At 68.5% G+C, this 22,202-nt stretch carries 19 protein-coding genes; 8 read left to right on the plus strand and 11 right to left on the minus strand.

What is annotated here, in order from left to right:
- Nucleotides 1-9: 9 nt before the first annotated feature.
- The gene (gene prsR / locus LCI23_RS02725; RefSeq protein WP_224943644.1) at nucleotides 10-1,371 is read left to right on the plus strand and encodes a PEP-CTERM-box response regulator transcription factor; all 1,362 of its coding nucleotides are present in this window, start codon (nucleotides 10-12) and stop codon (nucleotides 1,369-1,371) included.
- Entirely contained in the window at nucleotides 1,368-2,810 is a 1,443-nt protein-coding gene (locus LCI23_RS02730) for a right-handed parallel beta-helix repeat-containing protein (protein ID WP_224943646.1), read from the plus strand. The genes prsR and LCI23_RS02730 overlap by 4 nt, the downstream gene beginning before the upstream one ends.
- Here the strand turns inward: LCI23_RS02730 and LCI23_RS02735 are convergent.
- From LCI23_RS02735 to LCI23_RS02750, 4 genes are read right to left on the minus strand one after another with little or no spacing between them, the layout of a single operon-like run.
- Nucleotides 2,765-4,552 carry a hydrolase 1, exosortase A system-associated gene (locus LCI23_RS02735; protein ID WP_224943649.1) on the minus strand — a complete coding sequence of 596 codons (1,788 nt, stop codon included), beginning with the start codon at nucleotides 4,550-4,552 and terminating at the stop codon, nucleotides 2,765-2,767. The genes LCI23_RS02730 and LCI23_RS02735 overlap by 46 nt on opposite strands.
- A 5-nt stretch (nucleotides 4,553-4,557) precedes the next feature.
- Nucleotides 4,558-4,803 carry an acyl carrier protein gene (locus tag LCI23_RS02740; RefSeq protein WP_224943651.1) on the minus strand — a complete coding sequence of 82 codons (246 nt, stop codon included), beginning with the start codon at nucleotides 4,801-4,803 and terminating at the stop codon, nucleotides 4,558-4,560.
- A gap of 14 nt (nucleotides 4,804-4,817) precedes the next feature.
- On the minus strand, nucleotides 4,818-5,864 hold the full coding sequence (locus LCI23_RS02745; RefSeq protein ID WP_224943656.1) for a GNAT family N-acetyltransferase: 1,047 nt from the start codon (nucleotides 5,862-5,864) through the stop codon (nucleotides 4,818-4,820).
- Nucleotides 5,861-7,066 carry a DegT/DnrJ/EryC1/StrS family aminotransferase gene (locus LCI23_RS02750; RefSeq protein ID WP_224943658.1) on the minus strand — a complete coding sequence of 402 codons (1,206 nt, stop codon included), beginning with the start codon at nucleotides 7,064-7,066 and terminating at the stop codon, nucleotides 5,861-5,863. Before LCI23_RS02750 ends, LCI23_RS02745 begins: the two co-directional genes overlap by 4 nt.
- 153 nt (nucleotides 7,067-7,219) lie before the next feature.
- On the opposite strand from LCI23_RS02750, the gene LCI23_RS02755 reads away from it, so the two are divergent.
- From LCI23_RS02755 to LCI23_RS02780, 6 genes are all read left to right on the plus strand, one after another.
- Nucleotides 7,220-8,821 carry an acyl-CoA ligase (AMP-forming), exosortase A system-associated gene (locus tag LCI23_RS02755; protein WP_224943659.1) on the plus strand — a complete coding sequence of 534 codons (1,602 nt, stop codon included), beginning with the start codon at nucleotides 7,220-7,222 and terminating at the stop codon, nucleotides 8,819-8,821.
- Nucleotides 8,818-10,053: a pyridoxal-dependent decarboxylase, exosortase A system-associated gene (locus LCI23_RS02760; protein WP_224943660.1), complete on the plus strand. Its 1,236-nt coding sequence runs from the start codon at nucleotides 8,818-8,820 to the stop codon at nucleotides 10,051-10,053. Before LCI23_RS02755 ends, LCI23_RS02760 begins: the two co-directional genes overlap by 4 nt.
- A 108-nt stretch (nucleotides 10,054-10,161) precedes the next feature.
- Nucleotides 10,162-11,106, plus strand: coding sequence for a hypothetical protein (locus LCI23_RS02765; RefSeq protein WP_224943661.1), 945 nt, complete (start codon nucleotides 10,162-10,164; stop codon nucleotides 11,104-11,106).
- Nucleotides 11,103-12,146 carry a polysaccharide deacetylase family protein gene (locus LCI23_RS02770; RefSeq protein ID WP_224943662.1) on the plus strand — a complete coding sequence of 348 codons (1,044 nt, stop codon included), beginning with the start codon at nucleotides 11,103-11,105 and terminating at the stop codon, nucleotides 12,144-12,146. Before LCI23_RS02765 ends, LCI23_RS02770 begins: the two co-directional genes overlap by 4 nt.
- A gap of 165 nt (nucleotides 12,147-12,311) precedes the next feature.
- Nucleotides 12,312-13,550 carry a glycosyltransferase gene (locus LCI23_RS02775; RefSeq protein WP_224943663.1) on the plus strand — a complete coding sequence of 413 codons (1,239 nt, stop codon included), beginning with the start codon at nucleotides 12,312-12,314 and terminating at the stop codon, nucleotides 13,548-13,550.
- A gap of 32 nt (nucleotides 13,551-13,582) precedes the next feature.
- A complete protein-coding gene (locus LCI23_RS02780; RefSeq protein WP_224943670.1) occupies nucleotides 13,583-14,653 on the plus strand; it encodes a sugar-transfer associated ATP-grasp domain-containing protein in 1,071 nt (356 codons plus the stop codon).
- A gap of 13 nt (nucleotides 14,654-14,666) precedes the next feature.
- Here LCI23_RS02780 and LCI23_RS02785 read toward each other — a convergent pair whose 3' ends face one another.
- From LCI23_RS02785 to LCI23_RS02810, 7 genes are read right to left on the minus strand one after another with little or no spacing between them, the layout of a single operon-like run.
- The gene (locus tag LCI23_RS02785; RefSeq protein WP_224943671.1) at nucleotides 14,667-16,247 is read right to left on the minus strand and encodes a lipopolysaccharide biosynthesis protein; all 1,581 of its coding nucleotides are present in this window, start codon (nucleotides 16,245-16,247) and stop codon (nucleotides 14,667-14,669) included.
- Complete coding sequence (locus LCI23_RS02790) at nucleotides 16,244-17,185, minus strand: polysaccharide deacetylase family protein (RefSeq protein WP_224943672.1); 942 nt, start codon at nucleotides 17,183-17,185, stop codon at nucleotides 16,244-16,246. The genes LCI23_RS02785 and LCI23_RS02790 overlap by 4 nt, the downstream gene beginning before the upstream one ends.
- 32 nt (nucleotides 17,186-17,217) lie before the next feature.
- Entirely contained in the window at nucleotides 17,218-18,300 is a 1,083-nt protein-coding gene (locus LCI23_RS02795; RefSeq protein WP_224943681.1) for an acyltransferase, read from the minus strand.
- Nucleotides 18,297-19,607, minus strand: coding sequence for a putative O-glycosylation ligase, exosortase A system-associated (locus tag LCI23_RS02800; protein WP_224943684.1), 1,311 nt, complete (start codon nucleotides 19,605-19,607; stop codon nucleotides 18,297-18,299). The genes LCI23_RS02795 and LCI23_RS02800 overlap by 4 nt, the downstream gene beginning before the upstream one ends.
- A gap of 3 nt (nucleotides 19,608-19,610) precedes the next feature.
- Nucleotides 19,611-19,733, minus strand: coding sequence for a hypothetical protein (locus LCI23_RS20560; RefSeq protein ID WP_268824693.1), 123 nt, complete (start codon nucleotides 19,731-19,733; stop codon nucleotides 19,611-19,613).
- A gap of 20 nt (nucleotides 19,734-19,753) precedes the next feature.
- On the minus strand, nucleotides 19,754-20,938 hold the full coding sequence (locus tag LCI23_RS02805) for a glycosyltransferase family 4 protein (RefSeq protein WP_224943687.1): 1,185 nt from the start codon (nucleotides 20,936-20,938) through the stop codon (nucleotides 19,754-19,756).
- The gene (locus LCI23_RS02810; RefSeq protein WP_224943690.1) at nucleotides 20,935-22,173 is read right to left on the minus strand and encodes a TIGR04063 family PEP-CTERM/XrtA system glycosyltransferase; all 1,239 of its coding nucleotides are present in this window, start codon (nucleotides 22,171-22,173) and stop codon (nucleotides 20,935-20,937) included. The genes LCI23_RS02805 and LCI23_RS02810 overlap by 4 nt, the downstream gene beginning before the upstream one ends.
- Nucleotides 22,174-22,202 lie beyond the last annotated feature (29 nt).

Consider the following 22,202-nt stretch of genomic DNA (forward strand, 5'->3'; position numbering starts at 1 on the left):
AGGAACGACGTGACCCAGAACAAACCAAAACTCCTGATCATCGAGGACGACCCCGGGGTGCAGAAGCAGCTTCGCTGGAGCCTCGACGCCTACGACGTGGTGGTGGCCGGTGACCGCGAAGCGGCGCTGGCCCAGATCCGGCGCCATGAACCGGCCGTGTGCACCATGGACCTCGGCCTGCCGCCCGATCCGGACGGTTCCACCGAAGGCCTGGCGACGCTGCAGCAGATCCTGGCGCTGGCGCCGGACACTCGCGTCATCGTCCTGACCGGTAACCAGGACCATGCGAATGCCGTCAAGGCGATCGGCATGGGCGCCTACGATTTCCACCACAAGCCCTGCGACCCGGAGGTGCTCAACCTGGTGATCCAGCGCGCCTTCTTCCTGCACAACCTGCAGCAGGAAAACCGCCGCATGCAGCAGGCGCAAGCCGATTCGCCGCTGGCCGGCGTGATTTCGCGCGACCCCGGCATGCTCAAGGTGTGCCGCAACATCGAGAAGGTGGCGCCCACTTCCGCGTCCGTGATGCTGCTGGGCGAATCCGGCACCGGCAAGGAAGTGCTGGCGCGCGCGCTGCACCAGCTGTCGCCGCGCAGCAAGGAGCGCTTCATGGCGATCAACTGCGCCGCCATTCCGGAAAACCTGCTCGAGAGCGAACTGTTCGGCTATGAAAAGGGCGCCTTCACCGGCGCGGCCAAGCAGACCAAGGGCAAGGTCGAACTGGCGCACGGCGGTACCTTCTTCCTCGACGAAGTGGGGGACCTGCCGATGCCGCTGCAGGCCAAGCTGCTGCGCTTCCTGCAGGAGCGCGTGATCGAGCGCATCGGCGGGCACGAAGAGATTCCCGTGGACGTGCGCATCGTCTGCGCCACCCACCAGAAACTGAAGGAACTGTGCGCCCAGGGGCGCTTCCGCGAAGACCTGTATTACCGCCTGTCCGAGATCGTGGTCACCATTCCGCCGCTGCGCCAGCGCGAAGGCGACGCGGCCCTGCTGGCCCACCATTTCAAGAACAAGTTCTGCGCGCAGGAAGGGCGCGCCTCGCTGCACTTCGCGCCGGACGCGATCGCCGCCATCGAATCCTACGCCTGGCCGGGCAACGTACGCGAGATGGAGAACTACATCAAGCGCGCGGTCATCATGGCCGATGGCAACACCATCGTGGCCGATGACCTCGGACTGCCGGGCGAGGGCGCCGAGGAAGAGCCGATCAACCTGCGCCAGGTGCGCGACGAGGCCGAATACAAGGCCATCGTGAAGGCGCTGGCGCGGGTGGACGGCAATATCGTCAAGGCGTCCGAGATCCTCGGCGTGAGCCGGCCGACGCTGTACGACCTGATGGGACGACACGGCATCAAGACCGGCGCATGAAAGGCCGGCGGCGCCTGTCGGCGCTGCCGGCGGCGCTGGTGCTGCTGGTGTTGCTGGCCCTGGCTGGCGGCGCGCTGGCGCTGTGGCTGCTGCAGGAGCGTGCCATCGCGCCGCGCACGCTGGCGCCCTATATCGCCAAGCGCAGCGCCGGCCACAATCCCCTGATCACGGGCAGCGGCAGCTGGGCCGCGTCGGTGCTGACCCGGCTCGACCGCGGTGCGCCGCAGGCCTACGCCTTGCCGCCGCTTGCGCTGGGGGCGCAGCAGCAGGGTTTGGTGGCGCCGCCGGGCCGCCTGCGTCCGGTGACCGACGTGGCGGAGCTGCGCGCCGCCATGCAGGATGCCGCGCCGGGCGACGTGATCACGCTGGCGCCGGGCAGCTACCGTGTGCGCAAGGCGGCGCTACCGGCGCGCCGCCCCGGCGAGCCTGGACAGCCGATCGTGGTGCGCGCCGAGCAGCCCGGCAGCGCCGTGCTGGACATCGTCACCCGCGTCGGCATCGAGGTGGCGGCACCCTACTGGCGCTTCGAGAACCTGGTACTGCAGGGCGCCTGCCGGCCTGCCGGCGGCTGCGAACACGCCTTCCACGTCTTCGGCAAGGGCGCGCATTTCGCCGCGCGCAACAATACCCTGCTCGATTTCAATGCCCACTTCAAGATCAACGGCCTGCGCGGCAGTTTTCCCGACGCTGGTCTCATCGAAGGCAATACGATCCGCAACGAGACGCCCAGGAAAACCGGCAGCCCGGTCACGCCGGTCGACCTGGTGGCGGCCAGCGACTGGGTCGTGCGCGGCAACCTGATCGCCGATTTCGTCAAGCTCGGCGGCGACGGCGTCAGCTACGGCGCGTTCGCCAAGGGGGCCGCCGAACGCACGCTGTTCGAGCGCAACATGGTCGTGTGCGAGCAGCGCCTGCATGGCCTGCCCGGGCAGCGGGTGGGCCTGTCTTTCGGCGGCGGCGGCAGCGGGCGCCGCTATTGCCGCGACGGCCGCTGCATCACGGAGCACGAGGACGGCATCATGCGCAACAACCTTGTCGCATCCTGTTCCGACGTCGGCATTTACCTGAACGGCGCGGCCCGCAGCAGCATCGCGCACAATACCCTGCTCGACACGGCCGGCATCCATGTGCGCTTCCCGACGAGCAGCGCGGAGATCGAAGGCAACCTGGTCGATGGCGCGGTCCTTGCCCGCAATGGTGGCCAGCTGCGCGCCACCGACAACCTGCAGACGCCGCTGGTGCTGCAATATGCCGGCCTGCATGCGCAGCGCGGCCTGTTCGCCGACCCGGCACGCCTCGACCTGCGCTGGAAGAGGGCGGCGCCACGCCGCGCGGGGCCACATGCAGCCCCGGGACCGGACCTGTGCGGCGCAGCGCGGCCGAAACAGGCGGCCTACGGCGCGTTCGAGAACTTCGGCGCCTGCATGGCGCCGCCCTGAGCCGCGCTTCGCTGGCGGCGCGCCAGCATCCAGTCGCACGTCCAGTTCTCCACTTGCTGCTGCCATTCCGGGCGCGAGCAGGTATGGTCGGCCTTTGGCAGCTCCTTGCGCACGACGCGCGCTGACGCCAGCAGCTGCTGCCACGCGGGCGAGGCCGCGGGCAGGCCGGCAAATTCCTGGGCCGTCAGGTCGGCGCCCGACAGCATGACCAGTATCTCCCCATCGAAACGGCGCAGCGCCGCCAGCATCCGCTCCGGCAGAGGCAGGACTGGCGCCTCTGCTGTCGCCACGGCTGGTGCCGTGCGTCGCAACGCCTTGCCGGCCAGGCCAAGGAAGGATGCCACGGCGCCCATCAGGTCGAAGCGTCCGTGCACGATCTTCTTCCACAACCGGGGATCGAACAGGCGCTGGCGGTAATAATGCTTCAGCGTGGCCCTGGCGGCGCCATCCTCGGTGCGCACCCAGGGGTTGAGCAGGGCCAGGCCGTCCACGCGCGCGTCGCCCGGCGCATACAGGGCGGCGGCGGTGGCACCGTCGCACAGGCCCCACAGGCTGACCCGCTCCAGGGCTGGCACGGCGGCGAAGAAGGCGTCGAGCGCGGCGCGCAGGTCGGCTTCGACCGCCTCGAAGCCGCGGATCTCTCCCTCGCTGTCGCCCATCCCCCGGTAGTCGAAGCGCAACACCGGGATGCCGGCCCGGGCCAGGGTGCGCGCCAGCAGCGTGAACTGGCGGTGGCTGCCGGCGCGGTACTGCGGGCCGCCGACCACCACCATCACGCCATGCTGCTGCGCCGCGGGCGACTGGTGCAGGACCCCGTACAGCCGCGCGGCCGCGCAGGAGAACGCGATGCCGCGTTCAACGGCGCCGGCGGGCACGGGTTCGGGGGCCGGAGCCGGCCACGCCGCTGCCGGCACCGGCGGCCATTCGCCGGCACAGGCCCGCAGGCTCGCCTCCAGCAGCGCCGGTGCTTCCGTGATTTCGGGCGTGGTCCAGAAGGCCGGACCGTCCACCAGCCGCACCTGCAAGTCCACCCCGGCGGCGCGCCAGCCCTGCGCCACCGACGCTGCCGCCGGCGGCAGCGGACGATCGGGCGCCGCCACGACTTCGCACCAGTGCACGGGGCAGGCGCGCGGCGCCAGCGCCACCGCCGCCACGCCATCGATGGCCGCGGCCAGCGCCGGCGCCAGTTCGTAGCCGGCGATCTGCAGCGGCGTGCCGGCCTGCAGCGTGGCGCGCAGGGCGCTGGTGCCGCCTTCGGTCTCTCCTTCCTGCAGCATGGCGCCGGCCAGGCGCAGGCGCAGGAATTGGGTCAACCAGGTGGCTCCCTTGGTCACGGGCTGCCACAGCAGCAGGCGCGCCGGCGGCTGGTCCGCATCCCTGGCGTAATCGAGCGCCAGCAGGGCGCCCAGGCGCAGTCCCCACAGCCCTGCCGGCCGGCCGAGCCGCGCGGACAGCCAGGCGCAGGCGGCAGCGAGGTCCGCTTTCCAGCCTTCCCAGCGCGCCTCGCCCGATTCGCCGGCGCTGTCGCCGCAGCCATACAGGTCGAGCTGCAGCACGCCGATCCCCTGCGCCGCCAGCGCACGTGCGGCAAGCGCCACCATCCGGCGCGAACGGTTCATTTCCTCGCCAAACGCCGGAACATGGACCAGCGCGCCGCGGCAGGGACCGTGCGGCGGGTGGAACAGGCAGAACAGGGGACCGGCCGGGCCGTCCAGGAAGAAGGGCTCGGCGGCCGGATGCATCGCGCTCAGGCGGCCTTGGCGGCGACGAAGTCGGCCAGGCTGCCGAGCGTGGCGAAGGTGCTGGCGCTGATGTCGTCGTCGTCGATCGCGATGCCGAACTGTTCTTCGAGGGCGCCGATCAGGCTGACCACCGCCATCGAGTCGAGCTCGGGCAGGCTGCCCAGCAGGGGTGAGTCGGCTTCCAGGGCCTGGCCGGCCGGGCCCAGGTTCAGCACGTCGATCAGGACGTTTTTCACTTCGTTCAGGTACATGGTTTCTTTCTTCGCTAGTCTGCCGCGACGGCCCGCGGCCGCGCCGCACGGCGCGCCGCAAGCAGCGCATGCAGGCGCGCCAGGGCGGGCCACCGGTAGTAATTGAGATGGTACATAGTACGCACTTCGTCCGTCCAGCGCAGGTGCCACTCCATCACGCGGCCGTAGAACTCGATGCGGGAGAAAGCCCCCTGGCCGAACAGCTGGCGGCAGGCCTCCTCGCGCATCAGGAGGGTCGGCGACAGGTTGCCGGGCACGCTCTCGTCATAGCTGGTCTTGAGCACGACGATGCTGTCGCCGTCCTCGACGCACAGGTCCATGGCCACCAGGCGCTGGCCGAACCAGTAGCGGTAGATTCTACCTGCGCCGCGCCGGCAGAAGGCTTCCAGCATCGCCGTATAGTAGCGCCCCTGGGCGTTGGCGGCGCTGACGGCGGTGCCCTGGCCGGCTTTCCAGCCGCTCGACTCCAGCCGGCCGTAGTCGGCCACCGCCGCCGCCACCTGTTCCGGCGCGCGGCAGACTTCCAGCCGGGGCACGATGCCGTCCTTGTCGAGGCGGGCGCGCTGCTTCTTGAGATTGGCGCGCAGGTTCTTGCCGCGCGCGTTCCAGTAGGCTTCGAAGCCGCCTCCCAAGGTCACCCGCGCCGTCGCGATGTAGTCGCGGGTGGCGATGCAGCCGTGGTCGGCGGGGCGCGGCATCAGCATCGGGTCCATCTGCGTCAGTCCGACCACCAGCGCGAAGCCGGGCAGTTCGCCCACCAGGGTGCGCAGCAGGGCCGCGGTGTCGGCCGCGGGCAGCTGGAGCCATAGGCCGAGCGGCGCCTGGGCCGGCTGGAAGGTGGTCCAGGCGCCGCGCCCGGCCGGCTTGAGCAAGGCCATCGCCACCGTCTCGCCGCCCTGCGTGCAGCAGGCCAGCAGTTCGCGGCCGCTGGCGAATTCCGCCAGCAGCGGCGCCACGAAATCGTCGGCCAGCAGCGCCTGGGCGCCGGCCCGGGCGTGCAGCTGCGTCCACTGCGCGCCGAATTCGGCGAAGCGGGCGGCCGGGACCAGGCTCCACTTCATGGCGCGGCCGCGGCGCGGATGGCGCCGGTCATCCAGTCCAGTTCCGCCGGGCGCAGCTCCTGGTGGCAGGGGAAAGCCAGCACGCGCCGCGACAGCTCCGCACTGGCCGGGCATACGCTCTCGTCGACACCGGGCCACAGCGGCCAGCCGAAGCGCACCACCGGCACCCCGGCCGCTTTCAGGCGCGCGAACAGCGGTTCCGGGTCGTCCGCCAGCAGCGGGAACACCCAGGGGCAGACCGTGTCCGGCAGGGACGGATAGAGCGGGCGCAGGCCGGGCAGGCCGCGCAGCGCCGCCTCCAGCTGGCGGTAGTGGCGCTGGCGCAGCGCCATGATGCGCGTGGCCGGCACCAGGGCCAGCAGGGTGCGCGCGAACAGCGAGGAACGCTTGTCGAGCCAGGCGGGATCGAAGCTGAAGCTGCTGTCGGACGAGGAGGGCGCGAGCGCCGCGGAGGCCGCCGGCCGGGCCGAGCGCTTCTTCAGCGCGGCCCAGAGCGCGTCCTTCAGTTTCAGCGGCAGCCACAGCGCGGCGCGCACGCCGCCCAGGCGGCGCCAGGCGAAGCTGTTCTCGAGCGAGGTGAGGGCGACCTTGGCTTCGAAGCCCGGCCCGGCCGAGCGCAGCCCGACCCCCTGCAGCGAGTGCCGTGCCGACACCAGCGCGCCGCCCTCGTAGATCGGGAAGAACTTCATGCTGCTGGCGATCGCGTAGTCGCCCATCGCACCCACCGGAAGGCCATTGTTCTCGCCGATGAAGCAGTGCGCGCAGTCTTCCAGCAGCGCCACGCCGCGCGCATCGCACAGCGCGCGCAGGGCCTTGAGCTCCTGCGGGAAACCGAAGTAATGGGTGACCATCACGGCGCGGGTGCTGGCGTCGATGCGGCTGGCCAGGTCGTCCAGGTCGATCGCAGTGTCCGGCCGCAGCCGGTAGAACACGGGACGCGCGCCGGTCCAGAGTACCGGCGGCACCATCGACTGGCTGTGGTAGGCCGGTACCAGCACCGTGTCGCCGGGGCCGGCGCCGATCTCGCGCAGGGCCAGGCCGATCGCGATGCGCCCGCTCGTGACCAGCTTCGCGGCGCCGGCGTCGAGCACGGTGCGGACACGGACGCTGCCGCTACCGGCGCGGCGGAACGACGCGGCCGACAGGATCGGCGCGATCGGCACCTGGGTGCGGGAAGCGGGTTTCACAGCGGCGTTGGTCATGGACATGACCGAGTATAAACGGTGATGGGAAAACTTGGTCACGCATGTTGGTTACTCAACATCTTTTCGCATTCGGTGCGGGGTGGCGCCGGCGCCAAGCTGTTAAACTTGCGCCTCTGTGCTGCGGCCCGGCCGCGCTCCTGAAAGAGCTTCATGCCCGACCTGATCCACGATTACCTCTTCGATTCCGCGCGCCGCACGCCAGGCGCCGAAGCGCTGGTGCACGGCACGCGCCGGCTCGACTACGCGGCCCTGGCCGGCGCCGTCACCAGCGCCGCCGGCGCGCTGCTGGCCACCGGCCTGGCGCGCCGCGAGCGGGTCGCGGTCTATCTCGAGAAACGCGTCGAGAACGTGGCTGCGATGTACGGCGCCGCGCTGGCTGGCGCCGTGTTCGTCCCGGTCAATCCGCTGCTCAAGGCCGAGCAGGTGGCCTACATCCTGGCCGACTGCAACGTGCGCGTGCTGGTGACCTCGCACGAACGCCTGGCCCAGCTGGCGCCGGCGCTGGCGCAGTGCCCGGACCTGCGCACCGTCTACGTTTGCGGGGCCGTCCCGGACGCTGCCACGCTGCCTACGCTCCCGGGCCTGGACCTGCTGTCCTGGGACACCGCCCAGGCCGCGCCCGCGCCCGGCGTGCTGGAGGCGCGCCGCGCGATCGACGCCGACATGGCGGCCATCCTGTATACCTCCGGCAGCACCGGTAAACCAAAAGGCGTGGTGCTCTCGCACCGCAACATGGTGGCCGGTGCCGCCAGCGTCGCCGCCTACCTGGAACTGACGGCGCAAGACCGCATCCTGGCGGTGCTGCCGCTCAGTTTCGACTACGGCCTGTCGCAGCTGAGCACCGCCTTCCTGGCCGGCGCCACCGCGGTGCTGATCAATCACCTGTTCCCGCGCGATATCGTCAAGGCGGTGCAGGACGAGCGCATCACCGGCCTGGCGGCCGTGCCGCCGCTGTGGATCCAGCTCGCCGCGCTCGACTGGCCGGCGGCCTGCACGCTGCGCTACCTCACCAATTCGGGCGGCGCCATGCCGCTGCCGACGGTGGCGGCCCTGCGCGCGGCGCTGCCGGATGCGCGCCTGTTCCTGATGTATGGCCTGACCGAAGCCTTCCGCTCCACTTACCTGCCGCCGGAACAGCTGGAGCGCCGTCCCGATTCGATGGGCCGCGCGATCCCGAACGCGCAGGTGATGGTGGTGCGCCAGGACGGCAGCCTGTGCGCGCCGAACGAGCCCGGCGAGCTGGTGCACCGAGGTGCGCTGGTGGCGCTGGGCTACTGGAACGACCCGGCCAAGACGGCCGAGCGCTTCCGCCCCGCGCCCGGGCAGGACCCGGCGCTGCCGCTGGCCGAGATGGCCGTCTGGTCGGGCGACACGGTGCGCATGGACGAGGAGGGCTACCTGTACTTCATTGGCCGCAGCGACGACATGATCAAGGTGTCCGGCTACCGCATCAGCCCGACCGAGGTCGAGGAAGCGGCCCATGCCAGCGGCCTGGTGGCCGAGGCGGCCGCCTTCGGCGTGCCGCATCCGGCGCTGGGCCAGGCCATCGTGCTGCTGGCCGTGGCGCGCGCAGCCGGGCTCGAACCGGAGGCGCTGCGCAAGGCCCTGCAGCGCAGCCTGCCGGCCTACATGGTCCCGGCCCACCTGGCGCTGCACGACGGTCCGTTCCCGCGCAACCCGAACGGCAAGATCGACCGCAAGCTGCTGCAGCAATCCCATCTCACCATGTTCGAAGCAGGACCACATCCATGAGCGGCGCAAAACCAGTCCACGCAGCGCAGACCCTGTTCCCGGTGGTCGACGGCTGCCTGCAGGTCGGAGGCATCGCATTGACCCGCCTCGCCCGGCGCGTCGGCGCCACCCCTTTCTATGCCTACGACCGCGCGCTCCTGAGCGAGCGCGTGCGCCACGTGCGCCGCCACATGCCGTCCGGCCTGGCGCTGCATTATTCGATGAAGGCGAACCCGATGCCGGCCCTGGTCCAGCACATGGCCGGCCTGGTGGACGGCATCGACGTCGCCTCGGGCGGCGAGTTGCGGGTGGCGCTCGACACCGGCATGGCGCCGGAACACATCAGCTTTGCCGGTCCCGGCAAGTCGGAGCCGGAACTGTCGCAGGCGATCGCCGCCGGCGCCTGCATCCACGCCGAATCGGAGCGCGAGGTGCGCGTCGTGGCGCGCCTGGGCGAGCAGCTCGGCATCGCGCCGCGGCTGGTCCTGCGCATCAATCCGGACTTCGAACTGAAGTCGTCCGGCATGAAGATGGGCGGGGGGGCCAAGCAGTTCGGCATCGACGCCGAAGACGCGCCGCGCGTGATGGCGCTGGCCGCGGCCATGGGGCTCGAGGTGCGCGGCTTTCACATCTTCAGCGGCTCGCAGAGCCTGAAGGCCGATGCCATCATCGAGGCTCAGGTGCAGGCCCTCGCGCTGGCCCGGCGCCTTGGCGAGGAGGGCCGCATCGCCGTGCGCGAGCTGAACATCGGCGGCGGTTTCGGCATCCCGTATTTCCCGGGCGAGGCCGCGCTCGACCTGGCGCCGATCGGCGCCCATCTGGAAACCGCGCTGCCGGCGGTCCGGGGCGCGCTGCCGGAGGCGCAGGTCTCGATCGAACTGGGCCGCTACCTGGTGGGCGAGGCTGGCATCTACGTGGCGCGGGTGGTGGACCGCAAGCTGTCGCGCGGCCAGGTGTTCCTGGTGACCGATGGCGGCCTGCACCATCATTTGGCAGCGTCCGGCAACTTCGGCCAGGTGATCCGCAAGAATTATCCGGTGGCGATCGGCAACCGGATGGATGGGCCGGCCGCGGAACCGGTGTCGGTCGTGGGGCCCCTGTGCACGCCGCTCGACATCCTGGCCGAGCGTATGGCCCTGCCAGAGGCACAGGAAGGTGACCTGGTCGTGGTATTCCAGTCCGGCGCCTATGGGCGCTCGGCCAGTCCGGCGGGTTTCCTCAGCCATCCGGAGGTGCTCGAAGTCCTCGTTTGAGGTCCTCGCTAAATATTGCTTCGCGGAATTGTTGATAACTAACACGTGCCAAATTGTTAATCGTCTATAATTTCATGAATCGATTGCGATCGATATTCAAGGAAAACGATGCGTGTAATGATCCACCCCGACCCCATCGCGCGCCTGCTCGCTTCGGTGGCAGACCTGCTGGCGGCCGCCCGGGCTCGCCACGAGGCTGTGGGGACCGAGGCCGCACTGCAGGCGGCAACACGCTTCGTTGACAGTTTCGATGCGCCGCCGCCGGTAGGCGCCGGCTTCAAGTACCTGCCACCCGAGGCGCGCGCGCTGCATGCGGACGTGCTCGGCCGGAATGGCCAGGAGGGTGCCGCCGCTTTCCTGTTCGTCGCCCTGCTGGTGGCGCTGGAGCGCAGCCTGGCGTCGCCGCGACTGCAGCAGCTGCCAGCCCGGGTACTGGCGCACCAGCTCAGGCATTACGAGCGGATGGTGAGCGATCCGGAGCCGACCATGCGGGCCTGCGTGCTGGACAGCGACCTGTTCCTGAAGGAATTCGGGCTGGCTTCGCTGCGCATGGTTGCCGCCGGCTCGAACCTGGTCGATGTCAATTCCGGCGTAGGGCGTTCCCTGTTGTGGAAGAACGGCCTGCGCGACCTGCCGCGCCGCCTGGCGATCTTCGCCCGCCTTGGCGGGTTCCGTCCTTTTTTCGAGATCCACGCGCACAAGTTCCACATGGCGGAATTCAACGAGGCCGGCCGCAACGAATGCTATCGCTGCTGCGCTGAGCTGTATGCGCTGCATCCGGAAGTGCGCGGCATGATGGCCGGCAGCTGGTTCTACGACCCCGTGGTGGCCCGCATCAGCCCGCGCCTGGCGTATTTGCGCGAGGTGCCGGAACGGGGCGGCGCCCATGTGCTGTTCGATTCCTTCAACGAGGAAGCGGCCGGGAATGCGGTTGCGGCCTCGGCGACGCGCCGCAAGCTGGTCGAGTCGGGCCAGTACCGGCCGGCCGGCTATGTGCTGCTGTGGCCGCGTGCGCACCAGATCGCCTGGGCGCGGGCGGAGGGCGCGGCATGAACATGAAGTTTACGGTCCTGCGCATTGCGCGGGCCGCCGGCCTGTTCGCGCTGTTCCGCGGGCTGACCCGCCGTCACGCCCGCATCCTGTGCTACCACGGCGGCGCCCTCGGCGACGAATACCTGTTCAATGGCAAGCTGTTCTGCCGCCCCGCGATGCTGCGCCAGCGCCTCGACTGGCTCAAGGCCAAGGGCTTCGTACCGGCCAGCCTCGACCAGGTCGCTTCCGGCACCGCTCCCGCATCCGGCATCCCGGTCGCCATCACGCTCGACGACGGCTGGTATTCGAGCGAGGCCTGCCTGCTGCCGGTGCTGGCCGAGTACGGCCATGCGCCCGTGCTTTACCTGCATACCGAGATCTGCGAGACCGGCGCGCCGGTCGCCGGCGTGGCCTTGCGCTACATCTTGTGGAAGAGCCCGCTCAAGACGGTCACGCTGCAGGGCTTCGGCGAAGGGCTCGACGGCCACCACGCGTTCGATGAAGACGGCGCGCGCCAGCGGCTCGCGGCCCGGGCCGATGCCTGGTTCGCCTCGCTGGAGCGCGATCCGGCCACGGTGCGCGCGGCGCTCGAGCGCTTTGGCAGCGCCTTTGGCGTGACGCCGGCCGAGCTGGACCTCGATTCGCGCCGCTTCAGCTACATGCTGCCCGACGAGCTGCGCACGGCGGCTGCGCGCGGCTGCGCGATCGAACTGCACGGGCGCGTGCACCAGTACTACCGCGGCGAACCGGAGCGCAACCTCGCCAACATCGCCGCCTGCCGCCAGCACATCCTCGATACCGGCCTGCCGGAGCCTCAGCATTATTGCTATCCGAGCGGCGCGTTCGACGAGGCGGCCGGCCCCATGCTGGCGCAGGCCGGCGTGCGCACGGCAACCACCTGCATCCCCGGCCTGGTCGCGCCTGGCGACAGCAGCAGGCGCTACTACCTGCCGCGCTTTCTGGACGGCGGCAATGTCGACATGATCGAATTCGAAGCAGAGATGAGCGGTGTGCTCGAATTCATGCGCATGGTGACCGGCCGACGCCGCATTCAGCGCTAGCGCCGCGCCGGCCCCTGCCCGTGCTAATTTCTTACAAGCACGCCACGAATTTCATTTGCAATTTAGTTGTAAAAATATTATTTTATTTCAATTGAATAATTAGCTGGATAGCCTGCTGCCGCCTCGTCGGTGCGCAGCAGGCCGCTACGCGTCAGCCGGAACAAGATGAATACGCCGCACAACAAGAACGTCTTACTGATCGCCTTCGAAACCCCGCCCGCGCGCAGCGCCGGCGTCCAGCGGCCGTTCCGGTTTGCCGAATACCTGCTGGAAATGGGATGGAACCCCATCATCCTCACCGCCAGCGACGATGTCTACGACCGTTTCGACCGCGAACTGCCGGTGGCGCCGGAACTGGCGGCGCGCATCCATCGCGCGAAGGCGTGGAACATCAACAAGCTGGTCTCGCTCAAGGGGCGTTCGCCGGATGTCCTGGCGCTGCCCGACCGCTACTGGCCCTGGTATTTCAGCGCCACCCGGCTCGGCGCCAGCCTGGTGCGGGAACACGATATCGGCTGCATCTGGTCGACCTATCCGATCATGACCGCCCACCTGGTCGCGCGCCGCCTGGCCGGACGCTTCCAGCTGCCCTGGATCGCCGATTTCCGCGACCCGATGCAGTGCCACTACAATCCGCACTACCGCAATTTCAACACGGTCATGTGCCACCTGGAGCGCAAGGTGATCGCATCGGCCACCAAGGTGTGCACCACCAGCGTCGAGGCGGCCCAGCTGTACCGTGAGCTGTATCCGGCGCAGCCGGCCGACAAGTTCTGCACCATCGAAAACGGCTTCGTGCCTGCCGCGCTGCCGCCTTCGTCCAGTCCGGAGCGCTTCACGCTGCTGTACAGCGGGGCCTTGTACGGCAACGGGCGCGACATCAACCGCATCTTCCGCGCCCTGCGCCTGCTGAAGGACCGCCGGCTGATCAACGCCGGCAACTTCCTGCTGCGTTTCCGCGGCAGCGCCAAGGCCGGCCGCTTTGATCCGGAACTGGCGGCGCATGGGGTGGCCGACCTGGTCGAGTTCGCGCCGCCGGTGCCCTTCCAGCAGGCGCTGGCCGAGATGCAGGAGTGTTCCGCCAACATGCTGATCCAGGACGAGATCTTCCGCTACCAGATTCCCGGCAAGCTGTACGACTATATCCAGAGCGGCAAACCGATCCTGGCGGTGACCCCGGCCGGCAGCGCCACCGCGCGCGTCTGTTCCCGCCTGCCGCACTGCCAGCGCGCCTGGGACGACGAGGAGCTGGCGCGGGCGATCGCCGACATCATGGAGGCGCGCGTCCCGGCTTCACTGCCGCCACAGGCGGTAGAGGAGTTCAGCCGGCGCGCGCGCGCCACAGCGCTGGCCGGGCTGATCGCGGACCTGGTGGCGCCGGCCGGCAAGCCGGCCTACTGCTGATCCCTGTTCCCATCACCTTCATATCGACCGACATGCACGCCATCAAGGATATCCGCCAGGCCTGGACCCAACTTCGCAGCGGCAAGGATGCGCCGGCCCATTTGCCGATCGCGCGGCAGCTGCTGGAAATGGGCCTGCTGCTGGCGCTGCGCGGGATCGGCCCCGGCTACTACCTGAAGGCGCGCTGGTGGCGTCCGTCGGTGCCGTTCGCGGACAAATGGGCGCACATGAACCGCAAGGAATACAACGCCTTCATCGACCGCTGGAACGCCCGGCCATATCAGAAAGCCTCGCAGCACAAGGTGATCGAAAAGGCCGCCCTGCAGCTGGTGAAGGTGCCGACGCCGGAATTCATCGGCTTCCTGCACCCGCAGCGCGGGGCCGGCGCCGATGGCCGTCCCCTGCGCGCGCCGGACGACCTGGCGCGCCTGTGCCGCGAACTGGTAGGCCGCAGGATCTGCCTGAAGCCGGTGGAAGGCTATGGCGGCGCCGGTTTTGCGGCCTACCGCATCGAAGAGCGCGCGGGCGAACCGGTGTTCGTCCATCCCTTCAGCGGCGCCGAGCGCTCCCTCGGCGACTGGTGGCAGGCGGCACAGGCCAACCCGGAAGGCTATATCGTCGAACACTACCTGGAGCAGCATCCGACCCTGGCCACGATCCACCCGAACTCGGTGAACACCCTGCGCATCTGGCTGTACCAGGCACGTGGCGAGGTCAGGATCGCCGGGGCCTTCCTGCGCGTGGGACGCCAGGGCAGCATGGTGGACAATACCAGCAGCGGCGGCATCTATTGCCCGGTGCGGCTCGAGACGGGGGTATTGCGCTGCGCGGCCAACGCGAAGAACCCCTTGCAGACCATGGAGCGCCATCCGGACACGGGTGCCCAGATCAGCGGCGTGCAGCTGCCGTTCTGGCGCGAGTGCCAGGAAGTGGCGGCGCGCGCCCTGCAGGCCTTCCCGCATGTGAACGTGGCCGGGGTCGATGTCGCCATCGGCGTGGACGGGCCACGCATGATCGAGCTGAACGTGCGGCCCGACCAGATCGGCTGCGCCCGCATCAACCTGCCGCTCAAGCACGTCGACCGCTGGATGCGCGGCGGCTGAGCTAGCGCGGCGCTCAGCGCACCAGGTTGACCCGCACCCCGATCTTCCCGAGCAGGTTCTCGAGCTGGCCGAAGGCATGGCGTTCGGCCCCGCCCGGACGCGACCACAGGCGCCACAGCACATAGGCCGTCACCACATACACCAGCGCCCCGACGGCGGCGCACAGCAGCAGGGCCAGCACGTAATCGAGCGTCACGTGGCGCAGCACCAGCTGGCTCTTGACCGCCAGCACCGCGCCCGCCATCACGGCCGACGCCAGCAGCGGCCGCACCAGCGGGCGGCAGAACTGGGTCGCGCTCAGCCCCAGGCAATGCGCCACCATGCCCTGGTTCACCGGGATCATCGCGATCGCGGTGCCGAGCGAGGCCCAGGCCGCCCCCATCGCGCCCCAGTGCACAATGGCCGGATACGACACGCCGAGGAAGATCACCACCTGGATGCTCATGATGATGGTGCTGCGGCGCGGCTGGCCCAGGGCCAGGTAGACGTAGGGAATGTTGGTCTGCAGCGCGCGGATGACACCGTACACGGCCAGCACCTGGATCAGCGGAATGGCATCCAGCCATTGCCAGCCGAGCGCGGAGGGCACCAGCAGGTCGGCCACGATGCACACGCCGACGCCGGCCGGGATGGCCACCATGGAGATCGAGGCGATCACCTTGAGGAAGGTGTCGCGCAGGGTCGGCAGGTCGTGGGCCGCCTTGGCATAGCCGGGGAAGGCGGCGCGGTTGATCGGGGCCACCAGCTCGTTCGAGGGCATGGTCGCGATCTCGGCGGCGATCGAATAGGTGCCGACCCACTGCGCGCTGGTCAGGCGTGCCAGCAGGAAGGGCGTGGCGCGTCCGCTCAGGAAGCCGAGGAGGTTGTTCGCGATGAGCCACTTGGAGGTATGGAACAGTTCCAGCTTCGCCTTCATCGAGAAGCGCGGCCGGTAGGTGCTCATGTAGTAGGACAGGGCCACCGACAGCGCGGTACTGGCCAGCTGGCCGATCACCAGCGCCCAATAGTTCTGCAGGTAGAGCGCGAGCGGGATCGTCACCACCAGGCTGGACAGCCGCTTGCCCAGCAAGAACTTGAACTCGCGGTCGAATCGCATCTCGCGCCGGAAGGCCACCGTGCCGACGTTCGAGAAACCGTCGAGCGCGAAGCCGAAGGCCAGCGCGTAGACCACCATTTCCAGGCGCGGCTCGCGGTAGAAGTCGGCGGCGAACGGCGCCAGCGCCGCGAGCACCAGGCCGCACAGCGTGGCGAACAGCACGGTAAACGTCCAGGCCGTATCGAACTGGTCGCGCCCGGCATCCGGGTTCTGGATCAGGTGCACTTCGAAGCCGAAGGACACCAGCAGCTGCATGGCCGCCACCAGCACCATCGACATCGATATCAGGCCGAAGTCTTCCGGGGCCAGCATGCGCGCCAGCACCAGGGTGCTGATCAGGCCGATGCTGCGGTCCGCCATCTTGAAGGCGATCATCCAGGCCGCGCCGTTGGCGATCTGGGAATTGAGGCTGCGTTTCTTGACTGCGGGTTTCATCTGGTTCTCTGCATCTGCTTGTGCGGCTTCGCCGTGGGCGTTGTCCTGCTCCTTGCCGCTCATGCCGACAGCCAGCGCAGCAGGCGCAGGCCGAACATCAGCGGCGTCTTGTCCCATGGCCGGCTGCGCGCCAGCTGGTAGCGGTCGTCGCTGCGCGTGATCGAGCCGGGCACGGTGGTGAAGGCGGCGCTGAAACCGGCCTCGCGCGCCATGGACGCATGGCGCGCATCGAAATCCTTGCCGGTCTTGCCGTTCGGGTAGGCGAACAGGGTCACCGGCTTGCCGAGGACCACCTCGAGCTGGCGCTTGCTGTCGATGATCTCGCGGCGCGCGGTATCGTCGTCGAGGCTGGTCAGGATCGGATGGGTCACGGTATGGGAACCGATCTCGATGCCGTTGCGGTCGAGTTCGAGCAGCATGTCGGTGGTCAGCATCAGGCCATGCGCCAGGTTGTCGCCGACCAGTGACTCGAGCCGTTCGATCAGGGCATGGCGCGCGGCCGGCGGCAGGTATTTGGAGGCCTCGGTCAGGGCATCGAGCGAGGTCCTGCGCTCGGCGAGGCTGTGCAGCGGATAGCTGCCCAGACCCAGGTCGCGCAGGTCGAGCTGTCCGGCGGGCAGGCCCTGTACCGCTTCGATGATGCGGTCGTTCCACATATTCCGTTCGCCGACATAGCCGCTGGCCACGAACACGGTTGCCGGCAGTTTGAATTCCTTCAGCACCGGCAGGGCCAGATCATGCACGGAGCGGTAGCCATCGTCGAAGGTGATGCAGATCGAGCGCGGGGGCAGGCGGCCGGCGTCGAGCGCGGCCAGGGCGTCGGGCAGCGCCATCACGTTGAAGCAGCGTGCCAGCAGGGCCATCTGCCAGCGGAAGGTGGCGACGTCGGGTTCTGAGTCGAGCATGGGATCGGGCGCTGCCAGGATGCGGTGGTAGTTCACCACGCACAGCCGGTTTCCGCGTCCAGCCAGGGCGAGCGTGTCGCCGGCGGAACGGAGCACGCGTTCAGTCATGCTTGAAGGGTAAGGAGCTGTCATTGGCGGACGTCGCTATGTATTGCGGAAGACGATGAGACCGCGGTCCGGCCCGGCGCCCGGGATGTGCTACGGCCCAGGAGCTCGGCGGGCGAGCGGGGAAACAGGAAACGCATTGCCAGCGGCATGCGCGACAGCACGTGCGCCAGCAGGACGGTGAGCACCACGGTTGCGAGCAGGGACAGCGCGAACAGGGATGCCGGCGTCCAGTGGCCCGCATACCGCACCAGCATTGTATAGATGGCCAGCGCGATGAAGGCGTGGAACAGGTAAATTTGCAGGCTGTAGCGGCCGCACAGCTCGAGCAGGCGGCCCAGCGGCAGGCGCGCCAGCTGGAACAGCATCAGCACGCCGCATACCGCTTCCAGGTCGTTCAGCAGCAGGGCAGCGGGGCGACGGTAATCCGCCACTTCCGCGAAACCGACTTCGGTACGCAGCCCCGCCCGCATCTGCAGGTACTTGACGAGGCAGAAGATGGCCAGCGCGGCCAGGAAGGACGCAAACGCCGGAAAACGCGCATACACCTTGCGGTGCACGAACACGCCGAGGTAGGCCAGGGGCAGGACATATAGCGCCGGCAGCAGGCCGAGCGGCACATAATCGCGGATGCTGGCGGCGTAGGTTCCCACGAACACGTGCGCAATGCACAGCAGCCCGATGGCGCAGGCCTTGGTGGCGGCACTGCTGTTTTCGATTGCCATACGCAAGCTCACCAGACTGATAAAGGACGGGAGGTACCACAGCAGCGCCATGTGGGTCACCTCTTTCAGGATGCCGGAATTGGCACTATACAGGGCCAGCAGCCAGCGGCCGGTCTGCTCGATCGCGGTCACGGGGCCAAGCCAGGCGACGACCACCGCCATCAGCGTCACGATTAGCATGAAAGGGTAGTACAACCTGAACAGGTATGCTGGAAAATCTTTCGACCAGGGTGCGGCCGGCTTCAGGAAAGGAATCATCAGGAAGCCGACCACGTGGAAGGAAAAGCCATCCAGGAAGCGCGGGAAGAGCGAACGCGAAAAATCGTTGTGATCGACCACCACCAGTAGCACCAGGATGCCCTTGAGGATGTTCAGGTTCATGTCTTCTTCTCCGCGCACACGGCCGGAAGAATGCGTGCATCCAGCACGATCAGCAGTCCAAAAATGGCCCAGATCAGGTCGAAATACGCGAAGCTGAGCGACGCGCCGCCCAGGGCGAATGCAAAGATGCTGAGCTGGAGCATGGTCACCAGGGTACGCAGCCAGGACGGGGCGCCGAGCTGCCTGGCCTTGCGCGCGATCGCCCTCGCCTTGAGGAAGGCGCCGCCCAGGCAGGCCAGGAACAGGAACAGCCCGACGAAGCCATGCTCGCCCAGCACCTGGAAATAGATGCTGTGCGCCGCGCGTCCAACCCGGGTATTCGGCAGGGCGCTGCCCGTATAGAACCATTCATAGGCAAAGAAATCGCGCGACAGTTCGGCCCAGACCGGGAAGTACTCGAGCGACTTGAAGCCGCCGCCGAGGATCGGATGCTTGACCGCGAGGATGAAGCTCAGCTTCCACGCCACCACGCGTCCCATGAAGGACGCATCCTCGTCCGCCGTCTCGATCGTGTTCATGCGCGACATCCAGTCGTCCGACACGAAGTTGGCGAGACCGAATGCCAGGACGGCAAACAGGACCGCCACCGGAATCTTGTGCTCGCTCTTGAACCACAGGTAGGCACCGAAACCGGCCAGGGCGATGAAGCCGCCGCGCGACTGCGTGCCGATCACGGCGGCCACCAGCAGGCACATGGTGCCGAGCAGGGCCAGCCAGATCAGGCGTGAACGCTTGCCATACTCGACCAGCAGGTAGTAGCAGATCGGCAGCGTCATCACGAAGGCGACTGACAGTTCGTTGCGGTCGCCCAGCACATGGCCGCCCAGGCCTTCGATCTTGTGCCCGCCGCCGCTGGCAAGGAATTTCAGCGCTTCGAGGTTGCCGTAGAAGCCCACCGACAGCACCACGCAGATCAGGAAGAAGTCCACATGGCGCTTCTTTTCCACGATGAGCACGACGAAGATGAACAGCGCGATCACCTTCGCGAAGCGGGTCCAGATGTCCCACGAGCGCTCCGGCGGCGCCATGGTGCCGATCGTCGACAAGGTCGTCCAGAAGAAGAACAGCAGCACGACGGCGCCGAGCAGGCCGGGTTTGAACTTGGGTTTGTTCTTCAGGACCAGATAGCTCAGGATGCACACCCCCGTGAACAGCAGGTTGTAGCGGATCACCGAAGCCGCGCCATACACCCAGGCATTGGGGAAGAAGAGCGCGGTCCAGATCCACATGCCGAGCGCGATGAAAGGGCGCTTGGCCATGGTGTACAGCAGGAAGGGCAGGAGACCCAGCAGGAGAATATCGCGCATCGTTCAGTTCTGCTCCTGCTGCTTGCGTTCTGCCTTGGCTTCGGCTTCGGCCATGTCTTCCCTGAGCGCCCAGCGGCACACGAAGAGCACGGCAAACAGGTCGAGAGCCCAGAGAATTGATTCCATCGTCTTTGCGGGTAAACCCGTCAGCAGGCAAACGCCCGCGACGGCTGGCGCAGGCGCCGGTTGAGGATATCGTCGAACAGCGCCAGCTGGCCGGACGTGGTGTCGTCCCAGCTGAAGCGCTCGGCGTAGCGGCGGGTAGCACTGCGGTCCGGATAATTGCTGCGCAGCGCATTGACGGCGTCGGCCACGCCCTGTGGCGTGCGCTCGGCCATCAGCACGCCGGCTTCCGGCGCGGCCACCACTTCCGGGGTGCCGTACACGCGGCTGGCCACCACCGGCGTGCCGCAGGCCATCGATTCGAGCAGCACGTTGGCCCAGCCTTCGCGCGAGGAGGCCAGCACCAGTGCGTCGGCGGCGCCGTAGTGCGCGCGCAGTTGCGCCTGCGGCACCGCGCCCAGGAAATCGACCCGTCCAGACACATCCAGGCGCGTGGCCAGGTCATGCAGCATCTGGCGGTTCGGGCCGTCCCCCGCCACCACCAGGCGCACGTCCGGCAGCAGGGGCAGGGCGCCGATGATCAGCTCCTGCGCCTTGACCGGCACCAGGTGACCCACGGTCAGCAGGGTGAAGGACTGGCCGGCGGCGCGTTCGGTCGGCCGGAACAGCTGCAGGTCGACGCCGTTGCGCAGCGAGGTGACGCGCTGCGCGTCCACGCCCAGCGCCACGACTTCGTCGCGCAGCGCGTTGCAGACCGTGATCACGTGGTCGGCGCGGCGCGCGGCCCACAGGATCATGCGGCGCGGCAGGGGGAAGGTCGGCAGCAGCGTGATGTCCGAGCCGCGCGCCGTGATCACCAGCGGCTTGTTGAAGTGGCGCGCCAGCATCGCCGCGGCCACGCCGTCCGGATAAAAATAATGGGCATCGATCAGGTCGAAGTCGAACCCCTCGTCGATCAGGCGCCCGATGGCCGGCTTGACCGCCTGCGCCAGCAGGAAGGGCGCGACGTTCATGCCGATCTTCGGCAGCACCGGGTAGCGCGGGTGGAGTACGGGGATCCCGTGGCGGTTCTCTTCGCGCGGCACCCGCGCCAGCCTGGCGTGCTCGCCGAAACGCGGGTTGGACGAGGGGAACCAGGCTACCGGCGCCATCACGCGCGCGTCGACCCGGCCGCTGGCGACCAGGTGGCGCAGGCGGGTTTCGACGAAGATGCCGTGGCCGGGCTTTTCCGTATTCGGGAACAGGGTGCTGAAAGTCAGGATCTTCATGCAGCCTGCGATTCCACGGAACGGCCCGGCGCCTGCCTGGCAAGGCGGCCGTAGATGGCCTGGTAGCGCGCGACGCTGACCCGCCAGTTGCGCTCGCTCTCCACGTAGTGGCGCCCGGCCGCGCGCAGCGCCGGCCACAGGGTCTCGGCGCGCAGCAGGGCGCCCACCTTCTCGGCCAGCGAGGCCGGGTCGTCCGCCTTGAACAGCACCCCGGTCTTGCCGTCGGCAATCAGCTCGAGGTGGCCGCCGACGTCGGACGCGGCCAGGATGCGGCCCTGCGCCATCGCCTCGAGGGGCTTGAGCGGGGTGACCAGGTCGGTCAGGCGCATCGACAGGCGCGGGTAGACCAGCACGTCGAGCAGGTCGTAGTACTTCTGCACCTGCTCGTGCGGCACGCGGCCGGTGAACACCACCTTGTCCAGGATGCCGAGGTCCTGCGCCAGCTGGCGCAGCTGGGCGTCCTGCGGACCACCGCCAACCAGCAGCACGCGCAGGTCCGGTGCGTCCTGCACCAGCTGCGGCACCGCGCGCAGCAGGATGTCCAGGCCCTCGTAGGCGTAGAAGGAGCCGATGAAGCCGACCAGGCGCGCGCCCTGCAGGCCGAGCTGCGTCTTGAGTTCCTGGTCGGCGCTGCCGCCCACCGAGAACTTGTCGATGTCGACCGCGTTCGGGATCACCGTGACCTTTTCGGCCGGGATGCCGCGCGCGACGATGTCGCGGCGCAGGCCTTCGCAGATGGTGGTGACGGCGTCGGCGCGCCGCAATGCCCAGGTTTCCAGCGCACGCGTGGCGCGGTAGCGCAGGCCGTTCTCGCTGCTGGTGCCGTGGTCGACCGCGGCGTCTTCCCAGAAGGCGCGCACTTCGTAGACCACCGGGATGCCGAAGCGCTTGCCGGCGCGCAGCGCGGCGACCGCGTTCAGGCTCGGCGAGTGTGCGTGCAGGATGTCGGGTTTGACTTGCGGGATGATCTCGGCCAGGCGCCTGGTCAGGCCGTCGATGACGGCCTTCTGGTTCAGCACCGGCAGCCTGGCCAGTGGGCCGGTCGAGACCGGGGTGCGGTAGAAGTGCAGGCCGTCCACCGTTTCCTCGCGCTGTTCGCCCGAGTTCTGCTTGGCGCCGGTGACGTGGAAGGTTTCCCAGCCGAGCGCGCGCTGTTCGCGCAGGATCGAGCGGGTACGGAAGGTGTAGCCGCTGTGCAGGGGGATCGAGTGATCCAGGACGTGAAGGACTCGCATGTCTTGTGTTCCGGTTGCGCTGTTCGTGT

Origin of the sequence: Massilia sp. MS-15 (genome assembly GCF_020176695.1) — a bacterium.
In the GTDB taxonomy this organism is placed as follows: Bacteria; Pseudomonadota; Gammaproteobacteria; order Burkholderiales; family Burkholderiaceae_D; genus Telluria; species Telluria hydrophila.